Source organism: Gluconobacter sp. NFX36, assembly GCF_049887835.1.
GTDB classification, from domain to species: Bacteria; Pseudomonadota; Alphaproteobacteria; order Acetobacterales; family Acetobacteraceae; genus Gluconobacter; species Gluconobacter japonicus_A.
Map to the genome: position 1 here is coordinate 70,018 of NZ_JAGEKJ010000011.1, position 20,858 is coordinate 90,875.

A 20,858-nucleotide genomic window follows, 5' to 3' on the forward strand; every position below is an offset into this window, starting at 1 on the left:
CAACAAAGTGATACAAAAAACCCAAATGGAATGATGGTACATTTATATCGAATATGTAAACGCTTTCAATTACTATTGAACGCGTAGTCTGCGAGTATGAGATGAGCATCATATTGAAGCGTCGATCGTTTCTTGGATCCGTGGCTCTGGCAGGCGCGGCGGCGTCTCTTTCGTCGTGGCATCCCGCTCATGCGAATATGTGGGAGGTATCACTCCGGCTGCCGGACCCTGCTGTCAGAATCCTCGATCCTGCGTTCAAAACCTGCGTCAATACTCTGTCTGTTGTGGAGCGGATCGCAACCGGGTTTGAATGGACGGAGGGTCCCGTGTGGCTGGGAGAGGCCAATCTTCTGCTTTTCAGTGATATCCGTCGCAATCGCATCATGAAGTGGGACGAGGCGACGGGAGAGACATCCGTCTTCCGGGCTTCATCGAATTTTTCCAATGGCAATACGGTTGACCGTCAAGGCAGGCTGCTGACGTGCGAATGTGCCACCCGGCGCATCACCCGTACGGAAGCCGATGGCCGGATCACTGTTCTTGGGGACGGGTTTGACGGCAAACCTTTCAACTCTCCCAACGATATCGTGTGCACTTCTGATGGTGCCATTTGGTTTACAGATCCGGCTTTCGGGCCGAATTTTTCCGAAGGAGATCTACCCCCCGTTCAGGCTGCGCGCATCTATCGGATCGATCCGCGGACGCGGAAGACCGAAGCCGTGCTGGAGGATGTGCCGGGACCAAACGGACTCTGCTTTTCGCCCGACGAAAAAACCCTTTATGTCATCGCATCCCGCCACACCCCTCATCGACAGATATGGGCGTATGATGTTTCTGCAAACGGCACGACCTCCAGCCAGAGAGTTTTTCTGGATTGTGCAGAAGGAACGGCGGACGGCCTGCGCGCGGATATCAACGGCAACCTGTGGTGTGGATGGGGTTCAGGCAAGGGTTTGGACGGGGTCGCGATTTTCAATTCGCAGGCCAAGCAGATCGGACATATTGATCTGCCCGAACGTTGTCCGAATGTCTGTTTCGGGGGCGTTCATCGGAACCAGCTTTTCATGGCGTGTCATACATCCATCTATCGCCTGACCCTTGCGACGCAAGGCGTACCACAGATCGGCTGACGAACGGAGACCTGGCTTTTCCTGGTATGACTTACCCGTCATCCAGAAAATTACGTTCTCGTGAGACGCTTACTATGAGTTTGCAATCCACTGAGTATTCAAAGTATGAAAGCGCTTACATTTATTTCGGCTTTTGTAGTGTCGTGGCGTGTTTTCAGGGAATGATGAAATGAGCCCGCGTATTGTCCTTCTTCATGCCACTCCCGTGGCAATGGCTCCCATTCAGAATGCATTTCGTCGCCTCTGGCCGGAGGCAGAGATCGTCAACCTGCTTGATGACGGATTGACGATTGATCGCAAAAAAAGCGCTGATCTGTCTCCGGAGTTGTCACAGCGATTTGTTGCTTTGGGGCAATATGGAGCGTCCATGCAGACGCAGGGTCTGATGATCACATGCTCTGCATTTGGTCCGGCGATTGACGTACTGGAAAACGAGCTGACGATTCCTGTGCTCCGTCCCAATGAGGCCATGTTTCGTGCCGCGCTGGAAAAGGGCACACATATCGGGATGCTGGCGACATTTGCTCCATCCGTGGTGACAATGGAACAGGAGTTTGAGACCTTCCGGGGGCAGGTATCGTCAAAGGCCACACTAGAAACAATCATTGTCCCTGATGCCATCGACGCGCTGCGTCGTGGTGATATTGAAACACATAATCGTCTTGTTGCTGACTATGCCCCGCGTCTGAAGCACTGTGACGTCATTATGCTTGCCCATTTTTCAACATCCGAAGCTCTAAAAGCCGTGGAGGCTGCTGTCAGCATTCCGGTTCTTGCCGCGCCGGATGCAGCCGTCCAGCGGATGCGCCTGCTACTGCGCGCCTGAGCATCAAAAACGGTACTGAGCTGCGTCCGCGCGGCTGATTGCATCCACGCGCATAACAATTTTACCGAATTTTCAAAGGTGTCTGGAGAATGAGCGTTAGATCGCAAAATGGCGGTGCTTTGGTCTGTGGTCGTCGCGCCATGCTTCAGGGGACGGCGCTGGGTGTTGTTGCAGCAGCTTTATTCCATTTCCCTTCGGAAGGCGTGTCAGAAGCTGCCGACAGGGAATATGCTTATCGGCCCGTATTTTTTTCCGATGACGAGTGGCAGACACTGAACAGCTTTGTAGACAGGCTGATTCCGGCGGATGCCGAGGGGCCGGGCGCGCTTGAGGCGCATGTGCCTGAATTCATTGATCGGCAGATGAATACGCCTTACGGCCATGGAAGCGAATGGTATCTCCGGCCGCCTCTGATGAAGACATCGGCTGAGCTGGGCTATCAATTCCTTTTCACGCCGAGAGATATCTACAAACAGGGTCTTCCAGCGCTGCACAGTGCGATCATGCAACGCTATGGCAAGCCGTTCCATCAGCTTGATGCGGGGGAACGTGACCGGATTATCGGCCAGATGGAAAAGGGAAGCCTCACGCTGTCGCCCGTGCCGTCGAAGCTTCTGTTCGGACAGATCCTCAAAAACTGCAAGGAAGGCTATTTCGCCGATCCGATACATGGCGGGAACTACGAAATGGGAGCCTGGAAAATGATCGGGTTCCCCGGTGCCCGTGCGGATTTTACGGACTGGGTTGATCGTTATGGGGCGCGCTACCCCCTTCCGCCCGTTTCAGTTGGCGTTCATGGCGTGCAGGGAGGCGTATGATGGTTTCTCGTAACGAAAAACATACCGATGTGGTGATTGTCGGCTTTGGCTGGGTCGGCGCCATCATGGCGCGGGAACTGACGCAGGCGGGGCTGAACGTGGTTGCGCTGGAGCGTGGCCCACGCCGTGACACCTGGCCTGAAGGGGCCTATCCCTCGTCAATCGACGAACTCACGCACAACACCCGACATGCTCTTTTCCTTCAGCCGTCGCAGTCGACGGTGACGGTGCGCCATCGCGACAGTGATGTGGCGGCTCCCTACCGGCAACTCGCGGCATTTCTGCCGGGAACGGGGGTCGGTGGGGCCGGCCTGCACTGGTCCGGATGCCACTGGCGTATTTCGCCTGTCGAACTCCGTCTGCGCAGTCATTACGAGGAACGATACGGGAAGAACTTTATTCCACAAGACATGACCATTCAGGACTGGGGCGTGTCCTATGAAGAGCTTGAGCCGCATTTTGCCTTCGCCGAGAGCGTGTTCGGGACGTCGGGGCAGGCCTATAAGGTCAATGGCAAGATCGTAGGTGATGGAAATCCGTTCGATGCGGATCGTTCAACGCCTTTTCCATTGCCCGCCATGAAGAATACCTATTCCGCCGAACTCTACAGCAAGGCCGCAGCGGAGTGTGGGTATCATCCCTTCCGCATCCCGTCCGCCAATGCGTCACAGGCCTATACCAATCCTTATGGATGCCAGATGGGAGCCTGTACGTTCTGTGGGTTTTGCAGCGGTTATGCCTGCTACAACTATTCCAAGGCATCTCCAAATGTGAACATCCTGCCTGCACTCGAGCGTGAAAGTCGTTTTGAACTACGGGCGGAATGTGATGTCCTGAAAGTCGAGACAGATTCATCTGGCAAGAAAGCCACGGGCGTGATCTATCGGACGTCCAAAGGTGAGGAAGTCCGCCAGACCGCCGATATCGTCATTCTGGCCAGTTTTGCTTACAACAATCCTTACCTGCTTCTTCTCTCCGGGATCGGGCAGCCTTATGACCCAAAGACAGGTGAGGGGACTGTTGGGCGTAATTTCGTCTATCAGAATGAATCCGGCGTAACGCTGTTCTTCGGGCAGGACAAATTCACCAATCCGTTCATCGGGGCCGGTGGCAACGGTGTGGCGATCGATGATTTCAATGCGGATAACTTTGATCATGGACCGCTGGGCTTTGTCGGTGGAGCGCCGATCTGGGTCAATCAGGCCGGGAGCAAGCCGATCAGCAGCGCCGCGGTGCCCAAGGGAACACCGCAATGGGGTGCTCATTGGAAGAAAGCCGTCAAGGACAACTTCCAGCACACGATATCGATCCATGCCCATGGCACCAATATGGCATTTCGCGACTGCTATCTGTCTCTTGATCCGACCTATAGCGACACTGCCGGGCGTCCGCTGCTGCGGATCACGTTTAATTGGCACGACAATGATGTGAAGATGATCCGTTACGTGACGGACCGGATGGCGGATATCGGTCGGGCCATGAAACCAGAATCCATGTCGGTCGAGACGAAGGAGTTCGGAGAGGAATTCGACCTTCGTCATTATCAGACGACGCATATCGCGGGTGGGGCGATCATGGGAACGTCCCCCAAGGATAGTGTGGTCAATCGCTATCTCCAGCACTGGGACGTATCCAATCTCTTCGTTATCGGATCATCGGCATTTCCGCAGGGCATCGGCTACAATCCCACTGGTATCGTTGCGGCTCTGGCTTACTGGTCTGCAAAGGCAATCAGGGAGCGTTATCTGAAGTCTCCCGGACCAATGGTGCAGGCATGAAGAGGCGTAAAACAATGAAGCGGCGCCTTCTTCCGGTACTGGCTGGGGCGATTTGCGTCATGCAGTCATCAGGTGCGTATGCCGATGATGCGGATCTGATCAAACGGGGGGCATATGTTGCTGTTCTGGGCGACTGCGAAGCATGTCATACCGCCCATGACGGCAAATATCTGGCAGGTGGGCTGGCTCTTCAGTCGCCGATAGGAGCAATTTACTCCACCAATATCACGCCTGATCGTGACACCGGGATAGGCGCCTGGAGCTACGAGGATTTCGCGCGTCTCATGCGTCGGGGAATCAGGAAAGACGGGTCGAGCGTTTATCCGGCGATGCCGTATCCGTCCTATTCGAAAATGACGGATGAGGATCTGCAGGCCCTTTACGCCTACCTCACGCAGGGTGTCGCTCCGGTCAGCCTGAAAAACCGGGCGCCGGATATTCCATGGTTATTGTCAGCACGCTGGCCTCTGGCGATCTGGCGCCTGCTTTTTGCGCCTTCACCTGCGCCTCCATTACCGTCTGCCTCTCATGATGCGACGCCGGATGCGCTGGTCGAGCGTGGCCGTTATCTTGTGGAAGGGCCGGGGCATTGTGGAAGCTGCCATACGCCACGCAATCTCGTACTCGCCGAGAAGGTCCAGACTGCAGCGGATGGGCCGAAATATCTGTCCGGCGGCTTCATCGTAGACAACTGGGTCGCGCCCAGTCTTCGGAGTGATGACGCCGGTGGACTTGTGGGCTGGACCTCCGAGGATATCGTGGCCTTCCTGAAAACGGGGCGTAACAGGCATGGTGCGACATTCGGTGCGATGAACGGCGTCATCACGCACTCGACCTCCCTGACGAATGACCATGACCTGGCGGCGATCGCGGCCTTCCTGAAGACGCTTGGTCCTCCGCAAGGCGTTCCGGTTGGGGCGTTTCGTTATGATGACGCGGTATCGCGCCAGCTAGCTGCCGGAAAAATGCCGTCGGAAGGTGCGAGGATTTATGTTGACCGTTGCGCCGCCTGTCACCGGACAGACGGACACGGATATCCCGGTGTATTTCCTCCGCTTGCCGGAAATCCGGTTCTTCAGGGCCCTGATGCAACTTCGGCTGCTCATATCATTCTGAGCGGCGGACGGCTTCCCGGAGTTTCGGCTGCGCCGTCGTCTCTGGTGATGGGGTCATACCGGGATGTTCTTGATGATCAGCAGATTGCCGACCTTGTCACTTTTCTCGAGCAAAGCTGGGGCAATCACGGCGCGGCAATGACGGCGTCACAGGTGGCGAAGATCCGACAGGCAACCACAGACGAAAAGAAGCCTGCGGGTGAGTGAAACAGGTGTCCAACTTTGTCCAGATCACGAGGAGCAAGGAACGAAATGTTTGTGATTCAAAAATCTGATTTCTCCATACCAGCGCTGAAATCCACGTCATCTGCCAAGCGCGTGTTGGGTGGTCTCTGTGTCCTGACGCTGGTGATATTTCATGGTGGCAACGTTCAGGCGGCTACACACAAACCCGACTCATCGGAAATCGTCGAGACGGCACAGGACACCTATCATCATGTTATCTTCGAAAACGAAGATATCAGGCTGATGCGCGTCATTATTCCACCCCACGGCAAAACCCGTTGGCATCGTCAGTCGCTTGACTATGTGAATACACCGATCGTCGGGACGACCATACACAAGGACTCCTTATCTGAACCGTCCAAGGATGGTACGATGAAGGAGGGTGAGGTGCGTTACCTTCCCTACAGCCAGAAATCGGACGTCGATCAGGTCATCAATACAAGCGATACTGTAAATTCACAGGTCGCATTCGAGATAAAACGCAAAGGCGTTGGACATTTCGGGCCGGCTGACCGAGCGAATAGTCAGGCTTTCAGAATGATTCTCGACAAGCCGGTCGTTCGGGGGTGGCATGTTCATCTGGAGCCAGGACAGAGCACGGGAGACTATACGCAGTCGGGGCCGGGTGTGCGTGTATTTCTCACCGGAGGACGCCTGATGACGCGTGAGAAGGGAGCCGTGGCATTCTCCGAACAGCACCTGGACCAGGCAGATGCACAGGTTCTGGCGAAAGGCACGTTTGAAGTCATTAACGGCGGCATGGAGCCCTTGGACTACAACGAATACGAGTTGAGGTAACGGGATTTGCAAGCCGGGGGTCCATCTGGACGCCCGGCAGTCTCAGCCTCCTATCGCCGGGCGCAACGTTTTTTCCAGTTCGTCGAGAACCGTCATGGTGGGACGGGACTGATTGCGGGATTTGAGCATCAGAATTCCGTATGAACTGATGGCGATGTTCACATCAGACGAAACAATCTGGATCTGCCTGTATTTGGCCTGCTGATTGGCGACCGCAGCGGAGAGAACTGTCAGTGCGTCTGTCTTTTCCAGATAAGCGAGTGTCATCACCAAAGAGTCGCTGCCGATGATATCTTTCGGGAGCGGCAGGTTTCTGTCCTGAAAGATGCTCTCCAGTCTGCTGCGTGATTTTCCTCCTTTTCTTTGTAGGATCCAGGGAAAAGGCGCCATGTCCTCCAGCCGCACTGGAGTTGTCTTCCTGAAAAGAGGATGGTTCTGACGGGCTGCAATGACCATGGGCTCTTCGCCGATCGGGGTATAATGACACGCCATGCTCTGCGTATCTTCCGGCGGGCGACCAATCATGATGTCGATATACCCGTTCATCAGGTCATGGAAAAGGCCGATGCTCGATCCGGTACGGATTTCGAGCGATATATCCGGGTTGTCACGTTGGATATTGAGCACTGCCGTCGTCAGCAGATCGACAACGGGCCCGTCGATGGCACCGATGGAGACGTTACCTGCGCCACCTGAGAGAAGCGCATTGAACTCGTCACGGGTGCGGTCAAGTTCATCAAGCAGGTTGTTGGCGTGTCGGGTCAGAACGCTGCCATAGGAGTTGATCACAAGACGGCGTCCTTCTCGCTGAAAGAGGGGAATGCCAATCACATCTTCGAGATCCCCCAGCAGCCGTGACGCGGCTGGCTGCGCCAGACCGAGGCTTTCAGCGGCACTCTGAAGTGTGTTGTGACGTGAAAGAGCCTGCAATAGCTGGAGATGCCGGAATTTCAGCCGAATATCGACGAACCAGGATGGGGGTAAAAGCTGCTTCTCTTGCATGGACTCAACATAACATGAGGAACATGAAACATAACGGTTTACGCATTAGACCTATCATAAAATCTGTGAATTATTCCTCTTCAGGCGCCCCTGTCTTGATGGAGGGCGCAAGGAATACTTTAGCGCTTCAGATAGGGGGTGACGATGTACGATAAGGATCAGGCAGGTCAGATCGGAGTGATCGGCCTTGGCGCGATGGGTCATGGTGTCGCGAAATCGTTGCTGCGTGCAGGGTTTCGTGTGGGCGCATATGATATGCGTGCGGAAGCGCTGACTGCGTTCGAAGCTGAACGAGGGAAGGCGTATACTTCGCCCGCCGCTCTTGCAGAGGCCTGTAACGTCCTGATCATTCAGGTTGTGAACGCGGAGCAGACAGAACAGGTCCTCTTCGGAGAACAGGGAGCAGTCGAGACGCTGAAATCGGGTTCTCTGGTCATTTCCTGTGCGACCGTAGCGCCAGCTTTCATTGAAGGGCTCGAGGCACGTCTGAGGAAGCACGATCTCTGGCTGCTGGATGCGCCCATGTCCGGAGGGGCCGCCAAGGCGGCTTCCGGCGAGATGACGCTGATGACCTCCGGCCCGGAAGACGCTTATGTCCGTGCCGAAAAGGTTCTTCCTGCCATGGCAGGCAAGGTCTATCGGCTCGGAGCTAAAGTCGGTGTCGGCACGCGTGTGAAAATCGTCAATCAGCATCTGGCGGGCATTCATATCGCAGCGGCCGCCGAAGCCATGGCACTGGGCCTGCGCGAAGGCGCCGATCCGGCGACCCTGTATGAAGTCATCACCCATAGTGCCGGCAATTCCTGGATGTTCGAAAACCGGGTGCCTCATATTCTTGCAGGAGATTATACACCGCTGTCAGCGGTGGATATTTTCGTCAAGGATCTTGGTCTGGCGCTTGATACGGCCCGTCGGACGAAATTTCCCCTGCCTCTGGCGGCGACCGCGCATCAGATGTTCCTCAACGCGTCTGCGGCCGGACATGGTCGGGAAGATGATTCCGCAGTCATCAAGATTTTTCCCGGAATCACACTTCCCTCTTCCGATGGGGGAGAAAAAGCATGACCGGACGCGGAGCCTTTATTGGCTGTATTGCCGATGATTTTACAGGCGCGACCGACATTGCCAGCACGTTGGTCCGTGCAGGCATGAAAACGGTGCAGAGCATTGGAATTCCTGAGGCAGACGATCCGATGATCGCGGATGCTGAAGCAATCGTTGTCGCCCTCAAGTCGCGCACGATTGCGGCCGGCGACGCCGTGGCACAGTCACTAGCCGCTTTGGACTTCCTGCGGGGTGCAGGCTGCCGACAGATTGTTTTCAAATACTGCTCTACCTTTGATTCTACGGAGCATGGCAATATTGGCCCGGTTGCGGAAGCTCTGTCCAAAGCCCTGGGACAGCAGATCACGATTGCCGCTCCCTCTTTTCCCGGTAATGGACGTACGGTTTATAATGGCCATCTCTTTGTTGGTCGTGCGCTTCTCAATGAAAGCGGGATGCAGAACCATCCTCTGACACCAATGAGGGACGCCAATCTCGTACGCGTGCTTCAGGCACAGTCAAAAGGCACTGTCGGACTGATTGATCTTCCGACTGTTCTGAAGGGCATGGAACATGTTCGGGCAGCGATCGAGAAGGCTCAGGCTGAGGGGGCTACCCTTCTTATTGTCGATGCGATTTCCGAAGCTGATCTGAAAGTGATCGGACAGGCCTGTCATGATCATGTCCTGATCACGGGCGGGTCAGGGATTGCGCTGGGGCTGCCTGACAATTTCAGGACGCATAACGAACTCTCCGGTGCGGATGCTGCTGTTCTGCCGGTCGTGGCAGGAAAGGACGTTGTGCTCGCCGGCAGTGGTTCGCTGAGAACAAACCTTCAGGTGGCGCGGTGGATTGAGGCGGAACGGCCAGCGTACCGGATTGATGTCATGAAGCTTGCTGCCGGTGAACCGGTTGTAGAGGAGGCGATTGTCTTCTTCGACACTCATACCGATCAGACCGTCCTCATTTATGCAACCAGCCCGGCCGATGAACTCAGGCAGGTGCAGGCCGCAATAGGAGCCCGGAAGGCGGGAGAAATGGTCGAGCATGCGCTGGGCCTTATCGCACGGTCTTTAAGAGACCGGGGTGTTAGACGTTTTGTCGTCGCCGGTGGAGAAACGTCCGGAGCCGTCGTCCAGTCTCTTGGCGTCAAGGGCCTGCGTATCGGCGCGCCGATAGCACCAGGCGTTCCTGCAACCGTGTCAACGGGCAGCGTACCGCTCGCACTTGCGCTGAAATCAGGGAATTTCGGAGAGGCTGACTTCTTTAAAAAAGCGCTGCTGGCATTGTCGGGAGGTCAGTCATGATTGATGAAAGAGCATGCCGCGAGGAAATCTGTGCGATTGGGCGGGATCTGTATGCGCGCGGGCATACAAGCGGAAGTGCGGGAAATATCAGCGCGCGTCTCTCGGACGGCTGGCTGATTACGCCCACGGACGTGTGCTTGGGACGCCTTACACCCGAAGGAATCGCCAAAACCGATTTTGAAGGCAATCAGGTTTCCGGGCCGCGCGCCTCCAAAACGGTGACCCTGCATCGCAGAATTTATGAGCAGAGACCGGACTGCAACGGGATCATCCACACGCATTCCACCCATCTTGTTGCGCTGACCCTGGCGGGTGTGGACGCCGAAAATGCCATCCTGCCCCCGATCACACCGTACCAAGTCATGAAGATCGGGCGTGTTCCGTTGATCCCCTATGAACGCCCGGGATCGCCGAAAGCGGCAGCGCGCGTGGCAGAACTGGCCCCTTCGGTCAACGGAGTCATGTTGGATCGTCTCGGGCCGGTCGTCTGGGGGAGCAGTGTGACGCGTGCAAGCGATGCGCTGGCTGAACTCGAAGAAACGGCGCGCCTGTGGCTGATGACCACGCCCCGGCCCGCACCGCTGGATGATGCCGCACTTGCCGAGATTGCGGCTGTGTTCGGGGTGACATGGGACTGATTTGGCCTTTTCGAAAGCAGGAGAAGTCCTGATATGGCCCCGATGGCTCTTCTGGCCAGCGCCATTGCCGGCATCGTGCTGATGCTGGTGCTGATCATCCGTTTCAAACTTCATCCGATCCTGACGCTGCTGATCGTCAGCATGTTTGTCGCCCTTTTTGCCGGGATGCCCGCAGCCAAGATCGTCCCTGCAATTGAAGCAGGGATGGGCAAGACGCTGGGACACATCGCCATTATCATCGCCCTTGGGGCCATGATCGGGAAAATCGTTGAGATTTCAGGGGGCGCCCAGGTTCTCGCACGCGATCTTATCGCCCGTTTCGGGGACAGACGCGTCCCGCTTGCCCTGACGCTCGCAGGGTTCCTGATCGGCATTCCGGTCTTTTTCGAGGTTGGCGTGATCATGGTCATGCCGCTGCTCTATGGTGTGTCGAACGTGACCCGACGCTCTCTCATGATTTTCGCACTTCCGATGTGCGCGGCCATGCTGACGGTGCATTCGTTTCTGCCACCCCATCCAGGTCCCGCCGCTGCCGCGGCGCAGATTGGCGCGAATATGGGGCGTGTTCTGGCTTTCGGGGTACCCATAACCCTGCTCGTCTGCGGAGCGGGTGCCCTGATTGCGCAGCGCATGACGCGATGCGAGTTCACGTACGCGCCAGACATTCGCGCAGCGGTCAGCGGATGTGAAGGGGAGATGTTCAAGGCTGGGCCAGAGTCCTCCGTTCACGTGCTGCCGTCGGCGAGGCCTCCCGGATTCTGGCTGATTGTCGGCTTGATCCTGCTTCCGATCGTCCTCATCATGCTGGGGACGATGCTGTCGATCTTTCTTCCTCCCAGATCTTCCTATGCAGGAACTGCCCATCTCATTGGCTCGCCGATAACAGCCCTTCTGCTTGATACGCTTCTTGCAGGATATACGCTGGGACTGCGGCGGGGATGGAGCTTCGAGCAGGTTTCGACCGTTATTGGTTCAGCAGTGCCTGGCGTCGCAATGGTTATCCTGATTGCGGGCTGTGGCGGCGTATTCGGAAATATCCTGGTGGAAAGTGGCATTGGCCACGTCATCTCCGACATGCTCCGCACAACCGGACTACCTGCTCTCGCACTGGCTTTTATTCTGAGCATGATCCTGCGTGCGGTGCAGGGGTCGACGACTGTGGCCCTTGTGACAACTGCGGGAATTCTCGGCCCCATGATTGCCGAGATGCATGCCAACCCCAACCAGCTTGCTCTGCTGGCGCTGGCCATGGGGGGAGGAGGGCTATCGGTGTCTCACGTCAACGACGCAGGGTTCTGGATCTTCACGAAACTGTCCGGAATTGATGTTGCAGACGGTCTGCGGACCTGGACTGTTCTGACAACGACCCTTGGTATTCTGGGGTTTCTGGCAACCTGCATCCTGTGGCCTTTCGTCTCGTAATTCATCACAAAGGAAGTCTCGCGCCATGCCCGCTTTTGCCGCAAACCTGACCATGAACTACCCGGAGCTTGAATTTCTTGAGCGTTTTGACGCCGCCGCACGCGATGGGTTCAAAGGCATCGAATTTCTGTTCCCTTATGATTTTGACAGGCATGACCTGAAGGCCCGTGTCGGGGGAAACGATCTGCATGTTGCGTTGTTCAATGCCCCTCCTGGAAACTGGGATCAGGGAGAGCGTGGATTGGCGGCACTCCCTGGACGTGAAGAAGAGTTCCAGCGCACGATCGGGCTTGCACTGGAGTACTCTCGGGCTCTTGGGAACAGCCGCCTGCATGTCATGGCCGGTCTGCGCGATAATGACATCCCGTATGAACGACAGATGGAAACCTATCTGCGGAATATTGAATACGCGGCCTTACAAGCGAAATCTCTTGGGCTGACTATCGTTCTCGAAGCTATCAATACGCGCAACATGCCCGGATATTTTATGAACTATCAGGAAGAAACGAAGGCAGTTTGTGACCTGATCGGGGCGGATAATGTGAAGATCCAGTTCGATCTGTATCACGCGCAGATTATGCAGGGCGACCTTGTGGTACGATTGGAGACCTTACTTGAATCGATCGGCCATATTCAAGCGGCCAGCGTCCCTGATCGGCATGAGCCGAACGCAGGCGAGGTCAATTATCCCTATCTTTTCGAGTGGCTGGACCGTGTTGGTTATCGTGGCTGGATTGGGTGCGAATATAACCCTCGCTCTACGACATCTGAAGGTCTGGGCTGGTTAGGTTCATGGCGTGGTGCCATTGCAAAAATGCTCTAGGTGTCTAGTCCCGGGATTTTCTGGGTTGGATTGATGATGAATCTTTCTGGATCTGAAGTCCAGATTGTTCCGACACCTTCGTAAGGTATGAGGATATTGAACTTATAGGCTGCCATGAAGTCATTGAGATGTGTCCTCAGCTGCTCATGACTGTCGTAATGGAAGCGTTTGACAGTTGCTTCCTTGATTGTCCGGTTCATCCGCCCAACCTGCCCGTTCGTTCATGAATGGTTTGGTTTTGTCAGACGGTGCTTAATCCCATGAGCTTCGCAGATCATGTCGAAGCGTATGGGACGCGACCAGGCCGTCTGCTGATCGGCTTTCCCGACCAGTTGTGTGACAGCGAGTTTTCTTATCCGGTCGATGGCAACCAAGAGGTACAGCTTCCCTTCAACGATCTGGACTTCCGCTAGTCGAGATGAAAGAATCCCATCAGGTAGCTTTTGAGGCACTGGCTTTTGGGCTTGTCATCCCTCGATGTACGGCAGCCGTGAGATCTCGTGACGCTGAAAGCAGCGATGTAGGGGGAGTGTGTCAGCTGGGGGATGCTGGCCCCTGCAGGGCATAAAGGCAGTCATCCAACGGCATAAAGTGTGGCGTCGAAATGCCACGATCACCGCTTCGTCCGTCTCGGAAGGACAGTTGAGCGCCGCTCTTTAGGGCCGGTTTTCTGATCCTCAACCGTCTGACGCTTCCGTCATTTCGCAATTGTTTTCGGGTTGATCCCGAACTTCTTCGAATGCGGCGCTATGGTTTACGTGATGACCAGTAGGCGGGGATAAAGAATATTCTCCGGGGTTGTGAAGGCTATGTCGGCAGTACAGTGGCGGACAACCGTCTGTTCGTGGAGGCGGTGCTGTATCGCCTATCGTGCGGGTATTCCATGACGTGATCTTTCTGCCCGGTTCGGTGACCGGAAAACATCGACCCGGATGCTTTCCTTGCCGACAGGGCGTATGCCGCGGGCAGGTTTATGAATCGACTGATACAGTGCGGGATTACCCCGGTCATCCCGCCAAAACGCACCAGAATGACACGAGGAAAACCAATTTTTCTCTCTACCGCAGCCCGCTGAATACAATGAACATGCTAAATTTTTCAAAATTTACTCATTAATGTCGGCTATCTGTAAAGCCAAACAACGTATTTGACGTATCATATGAGGCGGAAGCGAACCTATTGTTTCCGTCCTCGTCTTAGACCTTTGGATTATTTCAGAAGGGCTAGCAAAGCAGACATTGGTTTAGACAATATCCGAGGTTTATCTCTGTCAATTCAATCGTAATTTTTCTTGGTGCCGAATAAACGGGCTGTAGACAGGAGCTCCGGGCTTGAGCTTTCGATGTTCGTCCCAGTCTGAAGCTCTGTTAAACTGGATTTCCGGCACGTCATGAATGCCCGCAGCCCAGTCCCTGTGCTCTGTCATCTGGCGATCGAGATACTGAGTTTGCTCGCGTGCATCGTCTTGTGAGATTCCTCCTTGCACGCCCATGATGATGCGTGGCTTAAGAACGCTGAACCCGACGTAATGAAGCGCAGATCATGTGATCGAGTCGGAGGTTCAGGAACTTTGTCCAACTCCATGACGGCTTGCCGGTATGGAGGCGCGATTCACCTGATGGGAGTACTCTCTGAAGGAGACGCTGACCCTGTAAACATCATGCGTCGAAATCTGGTTATTGAAGGTGTGACGGTTGGATCACGGATAATATTTGAAAGCATGAATGAAGCAATTGCTTTGCATCAGATACAGCCAGTGATTGATCGTGTCTTCCCCTTCAGCCACGCAAGAGAAGCTTACCAATACTTTGCTAGTACAAGAGATATGGGGAAGGTTGTGATTGATATTCCCTGAGCGCGTAGAAGATAGAAAAATTGTTAGCTTTGGCATTAATTGCGCCTAAAGCTGACTTTTAGATTCCCCAAGTCAGTCGCAACCTAGAGAGATGGTTTCAAGCCTGCGTGAGTTGAAATGTCTCTCGCAAAAAGGACAAGAGACGATCAGATTGTCTTTCCGGCAGAAGACTTTACCCTTGGATGAGCATCTATGGAACACGTCTCGAAAAGACCTTTAGTGCTTTTTTTGTGCCTCACCCCCTATGTCTGATAACAAGAAGAAATGGACATAGGTTTTACGGCAGAAAGCCGTTGTATTTTGATATCCGCTGCTTCCTGTGCCTGAAGCGGATCAGCCAATCCGCATAGCAGGTTAGGGGGGCAATAACTTCGCTCTGCCCAAGCAAAAGAGTGAAGCTCATCATCCAAAACCATCAATGCTTGCCCGTTGAGCCCAAAAATTAGGTCGCAAGAAATTCAGTTAACGGTTTTTCGATCCTTCCACTTGACTAGGAAACCATGTCATAAAATTTCCATCCAGAAATGATGGAGAACTGAGAATACCGATTGATGGTACGCGCTATGACTGGAGAACAATACAATTTATATTAAAATAAGGTGACAATTTTGCGTAAATATAATGAAGTTTTTTTAAAGGGGTTGAGCGAAGATGATTTTTCCGGGACTTGAGGCACGACTTTCGGTTCATTGGACGGGCGACCATGAAGAAAATCTTGTTCATCACCACTTGCTGCTTGTGTTTTCAGAATATTACTACGAGCGCCCAAGCACAAAGCAGAACGCCCCAAAAACATCTGTATAAAAAAGTGACTGTCACCCAGAAAAAAGATGTTTCCCGCGATATAAGCAGAAAAGAGAGCATTAATGTCACTGGCTACCGCAAGGATGCGGGCGGTGGCATGATGGTGCGGCATACTGTTGCCAAAACAGTCAGTTCGCTTTCTCATGACTACATCGAAATGCAGTCCCCCACGTCAACCATTGAATCCCTGATTTCAACATTGCCGGGTGTTGTCTCAGCCAGTGAAGGCCCGCTAACGACCTCCTTTTCCACTCTTCATATACGCGGCATGGCACAGGCAGAAATCGGTGTGACATTCGAAGGCATGCCAGCCGCTAACCCCTTTACATACAGCACCTATACACCCTCTCTCGTTGACAGCCAGAACATGGGGCAGGTCAATGTTATGCAGGGAGCGGTGGATATAAATTCTCCCACATACAATGCAACCGGAGCCGAAATTTCTGCCAGTATCCGCGGGCCGGCAGACCAACGGAATGTTCACATTGCAGGATCCGGTGGTTCGTATGGAACCAACAAGGATTTCATCCGGTACGATACCGGAGAGATCGGTCATACGGGGGTGCGGGCTTTTGTATCGGGATCCTATTCCCGTGGTGATATATGGCGCGGAGTTGGAGATATCAAACGATGGCATGTTGATGCGGCACTGACGAAGCAGTGGGCACCGCATAGCGATTCAAAAGTCATCTTCGGCTGGACAAAGGCAGCACAGGGAGAATGGTTATATCCTTCCCTGGCCAACTGGAAAAAATACGGCATGAAATATGGCCTGGATGACCAGTATAGTGCAGGCGATACGCATTATGTCGGAATGAATGGCAAGAACACCGGCGCGGTTTACGGAACAATCAAGAATCATTTCAGCTTTGACCATGGTCTGAGCCTTGATGCCCAAGCGTACTCAGTTGAGTTCCACGGACCCTATTATTATGGAGCTACCGTACCCGTCAAAAAAGGATTTGTAGGTGCTGAAGGTTACAAGTCCCTAGATAATTATCAGAGTCTCCCGGGTTATGATCCCGCCAATAAAAATTTGACTGCTGCCGAAGTTTCTAGCTGGTATACTCTATCTTCTGGGATGATTCTGACGGGACACTGGAAGCATAGCTTTAATACGCTCAGTCTGACCTATTGGTATTCCTATGCCCAGGAAGCGGCCCAAATGCGTTTTTATCCCGTGAACAGCAAGGGACAATGGAACGGGAATGGTCCTGCGCTGACGGCGAACGGCGGAATACCTCTAAGCGAGGACAACGAAAACGGTCTCCAGCAACTTAATAGCTTCGCTCTGGACGATAAAATGTCATTTCTGCATGATCGTCTGACGATCGACGGCGGCATCCGGATGGCGATGGCAAACCGTCAATATACACAGGACCTTCCGGGTGTAGCGGGGAATGACTACAAATCAATCAGAAACGTATTTGTTCCTTCCCCTCAGGTATTGATTAATTACAACTTTAATTCGCACCATCAGATTTATATCAATGGAACGACAGGCTACCATCTCCCAGGGTCTCTCAGTTCACAGCTTGCGTCTTATAGCCGTTCGACAGGTCAGGCTCAGTCTCTTCCCCTGGCTGATTACAAGCCTGAATACATGATCACTGAGGAAATCGGTTATCGTTATAATGGTCTTCTCATGGCCAACCTTGCGGGTTTCCATTACAACGTCACCAACCATCAGATATCTGCTCAAAGCTATGTCGAAGGTTCCACCTCCACGATATCCCAGTTGATTAATGCGGGCGGGATGGAGGCGTATGGTATCCAGGCTGAAATCGCAACGCGGCCATGGCATCATGTCAGTGCCTATGCGTCCGGTCAGTATATGCGCACTCGAAACGGCAACAACATTGCCTATAGTGGCGATTATCTGCGCACGAAAGGCAAACAGGAAGTTGGCGCGCCGAAATTTTCCGGCTCGTTGGGTCTAACTTATAATGACGGAGCATGGTTCGGTAACTTCACACTGTCATATATCGGATCGCAATATGCGACGCTCATGAACGATCAGCGTATTCCCGGTTATGTTACTGCAAATCTCGGTGTTGGTAGAACCCTACCCAAAATTGGGCACGTTCTTCCGAAGGTCAAGCTCAATCTCGTCAATCTGGGAGACGCAAGTTATCTCTCTTCAATGTATGGATACACGGCTGCGGCGACCACGCAGAAAGGGATCTTCGGGACGACGATCAAGGGCTCTAGTCCAACCTATGTGATCGGTTCGCCTTTCGTCGCTATGGGCACGATTTCCGCAGATTTTTAAGGTTGCGATATGGGCTTTAAAATGGAGCGGAAATGATATGTACCCGTTCCATTTATTTTCCGTCACGGAAGCTGCTAGTTTGCTTTATCGTGCTGATCAAACCACAATTTTTTATGAAACTGTCGGAAGGTCATTAGAGTGACAACACGCAGAGACTTTCTGAAATATGCCCTCCTGTCCGGTGCGGCCGTCGGCACGACTTTAGCGTTGCCGTCGTCTATCCGGCGGGCTTTTGCAATCGCACCCGAGGTTGGCTCGACATGGAGGGATGCCGAGCATGTCGTGATTTTGATGCAGGAAAATCGCTCATTCGACCACGTTTTCGGCGCTCTGCAGGGTGTTCGAGGATTCAATGATCCAAGAGCAATGCGCCAGCCGAGCGGTGTTTCGGTCTTTGCGCAGGCCAGTGCGTCAGGCGAAACCTATCTACCTTGGCGCCTAAATATCAGAGATACACGGGTGACATGGATGGGGTCGATCCCCCATTCACGTGACAGCCAGGTTGATGCCTGGAACGAGGGCGGTCACAATCAATGGATTGATGCGAAAAAATCGCATCATCAGGGATATGATCGCTATCCGCTAACAATGGGGTATTATACCCGGGAAGATTTGCCTTTTTATTATGCTCTGGCAGATGCATTTACCGTTTGTGATCAAAATTATTGCGGTGCGATGACCAGCACGACACCTAATCGTCTGCTGTTTATGACTGGTACAGTGCGGGACCGCCAAAATCCAACGTCAAACGTTTATATGCGTAATGGTGAGATCCTCGAAGGAGGGATGACTTGGACGACTTTTCCCGAGCGTCTGGAGCAGGCAGGAGTATCGTGGAAATATTATCAGAACGAACTGACCCAAACTGGTGGTATGACCGAAGACGAGCGCGGATGGCTTGGTAATTTTGGCACTAACGTTCTGGAATGTTTCGACCAGTATTGTGTTTCTGCCAATCCGGGGTTTGGTGATTGGCTGGAGGAGCGGATTAGTGAATGTCAGCACCATATTGATCGCTTGAACAGCCGGGAGATGCTTGTCTCCGAGAGCCATAGCGAACAACTGACGGAAGCACGTGCCCTCTTGGAGGTTCTTCTAAGACGGCGCTCGCTCGTTGGGCATACAAAAGAAAAGCTGACACCCGCAGAACGTGCTCTTTTTGAAAAAGCGTTCGTGATCAATGATCGTGACAGTGACTATCGCAAGTTGGAAAAACTGACCTTTCATGACGGTGAAAAATCCCTGCACATGGAAGCTCCGAAAGGCGACATCCTCTACCAATTCCGTAAGGATGTGAAGACGGGGAACTTGCCGACTGTATCATGGCTTTCCGCACCTGGACATTTCTCTGATCATCCGACCTCGCCCTGGTACGGGGCGTGGTATGTATCGGAAGTCATGGATATCCTGACTGAAAATCCGGATGTCTGGAAGAAGACAATCTTTATCATCACCTATGATGAAAATGACGGATATTTCGATCATTGCTGTTCTTATGTCGCGCCCGATCCCAACCGGCCGGAAACGGGACGGTCTTCTGCCGCCATTGGATCAGATGGTCTCGAATATACAACGGCACAGGATGAGATAAATCGGGGCGTGCCAGACCGTCTGGCGCGAAGTGGTCCGATCGGACTCGGCTTTCGCGTACCAATGATCGTCGCGTCGCCTTGGAGCCGGGGAGGGTGGGTGAATTCTCAGCTTTTTGAACACACCTCGACCTTACGCTTTCTGGAAACCTTCGTAGAGGCAAAGTTTGGCAAGACGGTAAGAGAAAGTAATATCTCACCTTGGCGACGTGCGATCAGTGGTGATCTGACGTCATGTTTTCGTCCTTATGACGGACACGTCCCCACGTTGCCATATCTTGATCGCAATACGCATTTGCACATGATCGAGGAAGCCCGTGATCGACCCATGCCGGGCGGCTTCCGTGCCCTTTCGACCGATGAGGTTAAGGCACTCCACAATGCGCATGACGGAATTGGCAAAATTCTCCAGCAGGAACCAGGATCACGACCGGCCTGTGCACTCCCCTACGAACCGTATTGCGACGGAGGGTTGGATAGGGAAGGTGAAACTATCACACTGAATCTACATGCCGGTACAGGCCTGTATGGCAGCAGCGCCGTTGGACTTCCCTTTAATGTCTATTGTCATGGTATCGATACGAAATCCGGTATGCAATCGGCGACTTATGCCGTCGCAGCAGGTGATACATTGAACACTGGTCTCGATATTTCGATGTTCAGAGAGAGCGTTTACGATGTCTCAGTTCATGCTCCGAATGGTTTTTACAGGCGCTATAAAGGGCAGTCGAAAGGACTTCGGATACATGCGGCATGTGAGTATCTGCGGGGCACGAAGAAGGATCTCGTCCTGCGCCTGACCAATCGCGGGGACGCAACGGTGCACATCGTGAGCATGATAACAGGTCAGAGCGGAGAGAGATTCATGAAAATTGCCGCCGGACAGAATGTGGAAATCGTTTTCGATCTTACGCAGCATGCGATGTGGTATGATGTTGTGCTGACCAGTTCCGATGATGACAGTTTCCTCTGGCATTTCGCGGGGAGGGTGGAAACAGGTCATCCCGGACAGACGGACCCGGCAATAGGATCGCTCTGAATTTCGTTCTCCCGACGTGCTTCAACCAGGTAACCGTCATGTTCTGGCTGAAGCGCGACACTCAATTTGGAAGTGAGGGACACACACTATGGGACCTCTTTTTTTGATGGGTCCAAGAGCGTATTAAAGTCCGTTTAGACTGCCTTTAATGTTCTCGCTATTCACATCTAAAACAGTAATCTGAGAAGCTTCGGGAACTGGTGACAATGGAGCAAAAACAGCTAGTGTGAGGCCAGCCTTATCTTCCAGGTGGAGGGATCGAAGAACTGTTTGTTGATGCGCTTGTCTGATGATTTTAGTTTTTTGGCGCTTTGATTGAGGGTTTCCGGGGTGACTTTCGCTCTGCGTTTTGAGCAGATCACGGTCCATCGCC

General features: G+C 53.5%; 15 protein-coding genes and 3 pseudogenes. 15 read left to right on the forward strand and 3 right to left on the reverse strand.

What is annotated here, in order from left to right; all coding sequences use genetic code 11:
* Nucleotides 1-101: 101 nt before the first annotated feature.
* From J4P41_RS11990 to J4P41_RS12015, 6 genes are all read left to right on the forward strand, one after another.
* Entirely contained in the window at nucleotides 102-1,130 is a 1,029-nt protein-coding gene (locus tag J4P41_RS11990) for an SMP-30/gluconolactonase/LRE family protein (RefSeq protein WP_426067310.1), read from the forward strand.
* A gap of 169 nt (nucleotides 1,131-1,299) precedes the next feature.
* Entirely contained in the window at nucleotides 1,300-1,956 is a 657-nt protein-coding gene (locus tag J4P41_RS11995) for an arylsulfatase (protein ID WP_426067311.1), read from the forward strand.
* Between the two features lie 89 nt (nucleotides 1,957-2,045).
* On the forward strand, nucleotides 2,046-2,774 hold the full coding sequence (locus J4P41_RS12000) for a gluconate 2-dehydrogenase subunit 3 family protein (protein WP_426067312.1): 729 nt from the start codon (nucleotides 2,046-2,048) through the stop codon (nucleotides 2,772-2,774).
* Nucleotides 2,774-4,552 carry a GMC family oxidoreductase gene (locus J4P41_RS12005; protein ID WP_426067320.1) on the forward strand — a complete coding sequence of 593 codons (1,779 nt, stop codon included), beginning with the start codon at nucleotides 2,774-2,776 and terminating at the stop codon, nucleotides 4,550-4,552. The genes J4P41_RS12000 and J4P41_RS12005 overlap by 1 nt, the downstream gene beginning before the upstream one ends.
* 14 nt (nucleotides 4,553-4,566) lie before the next feature.
* Nucleotides 4,567-5,874 carry a c-type cytochrome gene (locus J4P41_RS12010; protein ID WP_426067313.1) on the forward strand — a complete coding sequence of 436 codons (1,308 nt, stop codon included), beginning with the start codon at nucleotides 4,567-4,569 and terminating at the stop codon, nucleotides 5,872-5,874.
* A gap of 51 nt (nucleotides 5,875-5,925) precedes the next feature.
* Nucleotides 5,926-6,690, forward strand: a complete 765-nt coding sequence (locus tag J4P41_RS12015; RefSeq protein WP_426067314.1) for a hypothetical protein — start codon at nucleotides 5,926-5,928, stop codon at nucleotides 6,688-6,690.
* A gap of 42 nt (nucleotides 6,691-6,732) precedes the next feature.
* Here the strand turns inward: J4P41_RS12015 and J4P41_RS12020 are convergent, their stop codons facing one another.
* Nucleotides 6,733-7,692, reverse strand: a complete 960-nt coding sequence (locus J4P41_RS12020; RefSeq protein WP_211569420.1) for a LysR family transcriptional regulator — start codon at nucleotides 7,690-7,692, stop codon at nucleotides 6,733-6,735.
* Nucleotides 7,693-7,836: 144 nt separating this feature from the next.
* Here J4P41_RS12020 and ltnD point away from each other — a divergent pair, with 144 nt between their 5' ends.
* From ltnD to otnI, 5 genes are read left to right on the forward strand one after another with little or no spacing between them, the layout of a single operon-like run.
* A complete protein-coding gene (ltnD, locus tag J4P41_RS12025; RefSeq protein WP_426067315.1) occupies nucleotides 7,837-8,757 on the forward strand; it encodes an L-threonate dehydrogenase in 921 nt (306 codons plus the stop codon).
* A complete protein-coding gene (gene otnK, locus J4P41_RS12030) occupies nucleotides 8,754-10,043 on the forward strand; it encodes a 3-oxo-tetronate kinase (protein ID WP_023941781.1) in 1,290 nt (429 codons plus the stop codon). The genes ltnD and otnK overlap by 4 nt, the downstream gene beginning before the upstream one ends.
* Nucleotides 10,040-10,681: an aldolase gene (locus J4P41_RS12035; RefSeq protein ID WP_211569418.1), complete on the forward strand. Its 642-nt coding sequence runs from the start codon at nucleotides 10,040-10,042 to the stop codon at nucleotides 10,679-10,681. The genes otnK and J4P41_RS12035 overlap by 4 nt, the downstream gene beginning before the upstream one ends.
* Before the next feature lie 33 nt (nucleotides 10,682-10,714).
* Nucleotides 10,715-12,103: a gluconate:H+ symporter gene (locus tag J4P41_RS12040; protein ID WP_426067316.1), complete on the forward strand. Its 1,389-nt coding sequence runs from the start codon at nucleotides 10,715-10,717 to the stop codon at nucleotides 12,101-12,103.
* Nucleotides 12,104-12,128: 25 nt separating this feature from the next.
* Nucleotides 12,129-12,926 carry a 2-oxo-tetronate isomerase gene (otnI, locus tag J4P41_RS12045; protein ID WP_023941786.1) on the forward strand — a complete coding sequence of 266 codons (798 nt, stop codon included), beginning with the start codon at nucleotides 12,129-12,131 and terminating at the stop codon, nucleotides 12,924-12,926.
* Here the strand turns inward: otnI and J4P41_RS12050 are convergent.
* Nucleotides 12,923-13,665: pseudogene (locus tag J4P41_RS12050) on the reverse strand (integrase core domain-containing protein); the annotation flags it as partial. The gene otnI and the pseudogene J4P41_RS12050 overlap by 4 nt on opposite strands.
* A gap of 39 nt (nucleotides 13,666-13,704) precedes the next feature.
* Here J4P41_RS12050 and J4P41_RS12055 point away from each other — a divergent pair.
* The 4 genes and pseudogenes from J4P41_RS12055 to J4P41_RS12070 form a co-directional block, all read left to right on the forward strand.
* A pseudogene (locus tag J4P41_RS12055) lies at nucleotides 13,705-13,810 on the forward strand (IS5/IS1182 family transposase); the annotation flags it as partial.
* Nucleotides 13,811-14,454: 644 nt separating this feature from the next.
* Nucleotides 14,455-14,781 carry a zinc-binding dehydrogenase gene (locus tag J4P41_RS12060; protein WP_426067317.1) on the forward strand — a complete coding sequence of 109 codons (327 nt, stop codon included), beginning with the start codon at nucleotides 14,455-14,457 and terminating at the stop codon, nucleotides 14,779-14,781.
* Nucleotides 14,782-15,484: 703 nt separating this feature from the next.
* Nucleotides 15,485-17,857, forward strand: a complete 2,373-nt coding sequence (locus J4P41_RS12065; RefSeq protein WP_426067318.1) for a TonB-dependent receptor — start codon at nucleotides 15,485-15,487, stop codon at nucleotides 17,855-17,857.
* Between the two features lie 138 nt (nucleotides 17,858-17,995).
* Nucleotides 17,996-20,485 (forward strand): phosphocholine-specific phospholipase C, encoded by a 2,490-nt coding sequence (locus J4P41_RS12070; protein ID WP_426067319.1) that lies wholly within the window; start codon nucleotides 17,996-17,998, stop codon nucleotides 20,483-20,485.
* Nucleotides 20,486-20,608: 123 nt separating this feature from the next.
* Here the strand turns inward: J4P41_RS12070 and J4P41_RS12075 are convergent.
* Nucleotides 20,609-20,858 (reverse strand): annotated as a pseudogene (locus tag J4P41_RS12075) (hypothetical protein); the annotation flags it as partial.

Excerpts from the sequence above, each read along its gene's own strand:
- J4P41_RS11990 (WP_426067310.1), top strand. The coding sequence starts at position 102 with ATGAGCATCATATTGAAGCGTCGATCGTTTCTTGGATCCGTGGCTCTG.
- J4P41_RS11995 (WP_426067311.1), top strand. The coding sequence starts at position 1,300 with ATGAGCCCGCGTATTGTCCTTCTTCATGCCACTCCCGTGGCAATGGCT.
- J4P41_RS12000 (WP_426067312.1), top strand. The coding sequence starts at position 2,046 with ATGAGCGTTAGATCGCAAAATGGCGGTGCTTTGGTCTGTGGTCGTCGC.
- J4P41_RS12005 (WP_426067320.1), top strand. The coding sequence starts at position 2,774 with ATGGTTTCTCGTAACGAAAAACATACCGATGTGGTGATTGTCGGCTTT.
- J4P41_RS12010 (WP_426067313.1), top strand. The coding sequence starts at position 4,567 with ATGAAGCGGCGCCTTCTTCCGGTACTGGCTGGGGCGATTTGCGTCATG.
- J4P41_RS12020 (WP_211569420.1), bottom strand. The coding sequence starts at position 7,692 with ATGCAAGAGAAGCAGCTTTTACCCCCATCCTGGTTCGTCGATATTCGG.
- ltnD (WP_426067315.1), top strand. The coding sequence starts at position 7,837 with ATGTACGATAAGGATCAGGCAGGTCAGATCGGAGTGATCGGCCTTGGC.
- otnK (WP_023941781.1), top strand. The coding sequence starts at position 8,754 with ATGACCGGACGCGGAGCCTTTATTGGCTGTATTGCCGATGATTTTACA.
- J4P41_RS12035 (WP_211569418.1), top strand. The coding sequence starts at position 10,040 with ATGATTGATGAAAGAGCATGCCGCGAGGAAATCTGTGCGATTGGGCGG.
- J4P41_RS12040 (WP_426067316.1), top strand. The coding sequence starts at position 10,715 with ATGGCCCCGATGGCTCTTCTGGCCAGCGCCATTGCCGGCATCGTGCTG.
- otnI (WP_023941786.1), top strand. The coding sequence starts at position 12,129 with ATGCCCGCTTTTGCCGCAAACCTGACCATGAACTACCCGGAGCTTGAA.
- J4P41_RS12060 (WP_426067317.1), top strand. The coding sequence starts at position 14,455 with ATGAAGCGCAGATCATGTGATCGAGTCGGAGGTTCAGGAACTTTGTCC.
- J4P41_RS12065 (WP_426067318.1), top strand. The coding sequence starts at position 15,485 with ATGAAGAAAATCTTGTTCATCACCACTTGCTGCTTGTGTTTTCAGAAT.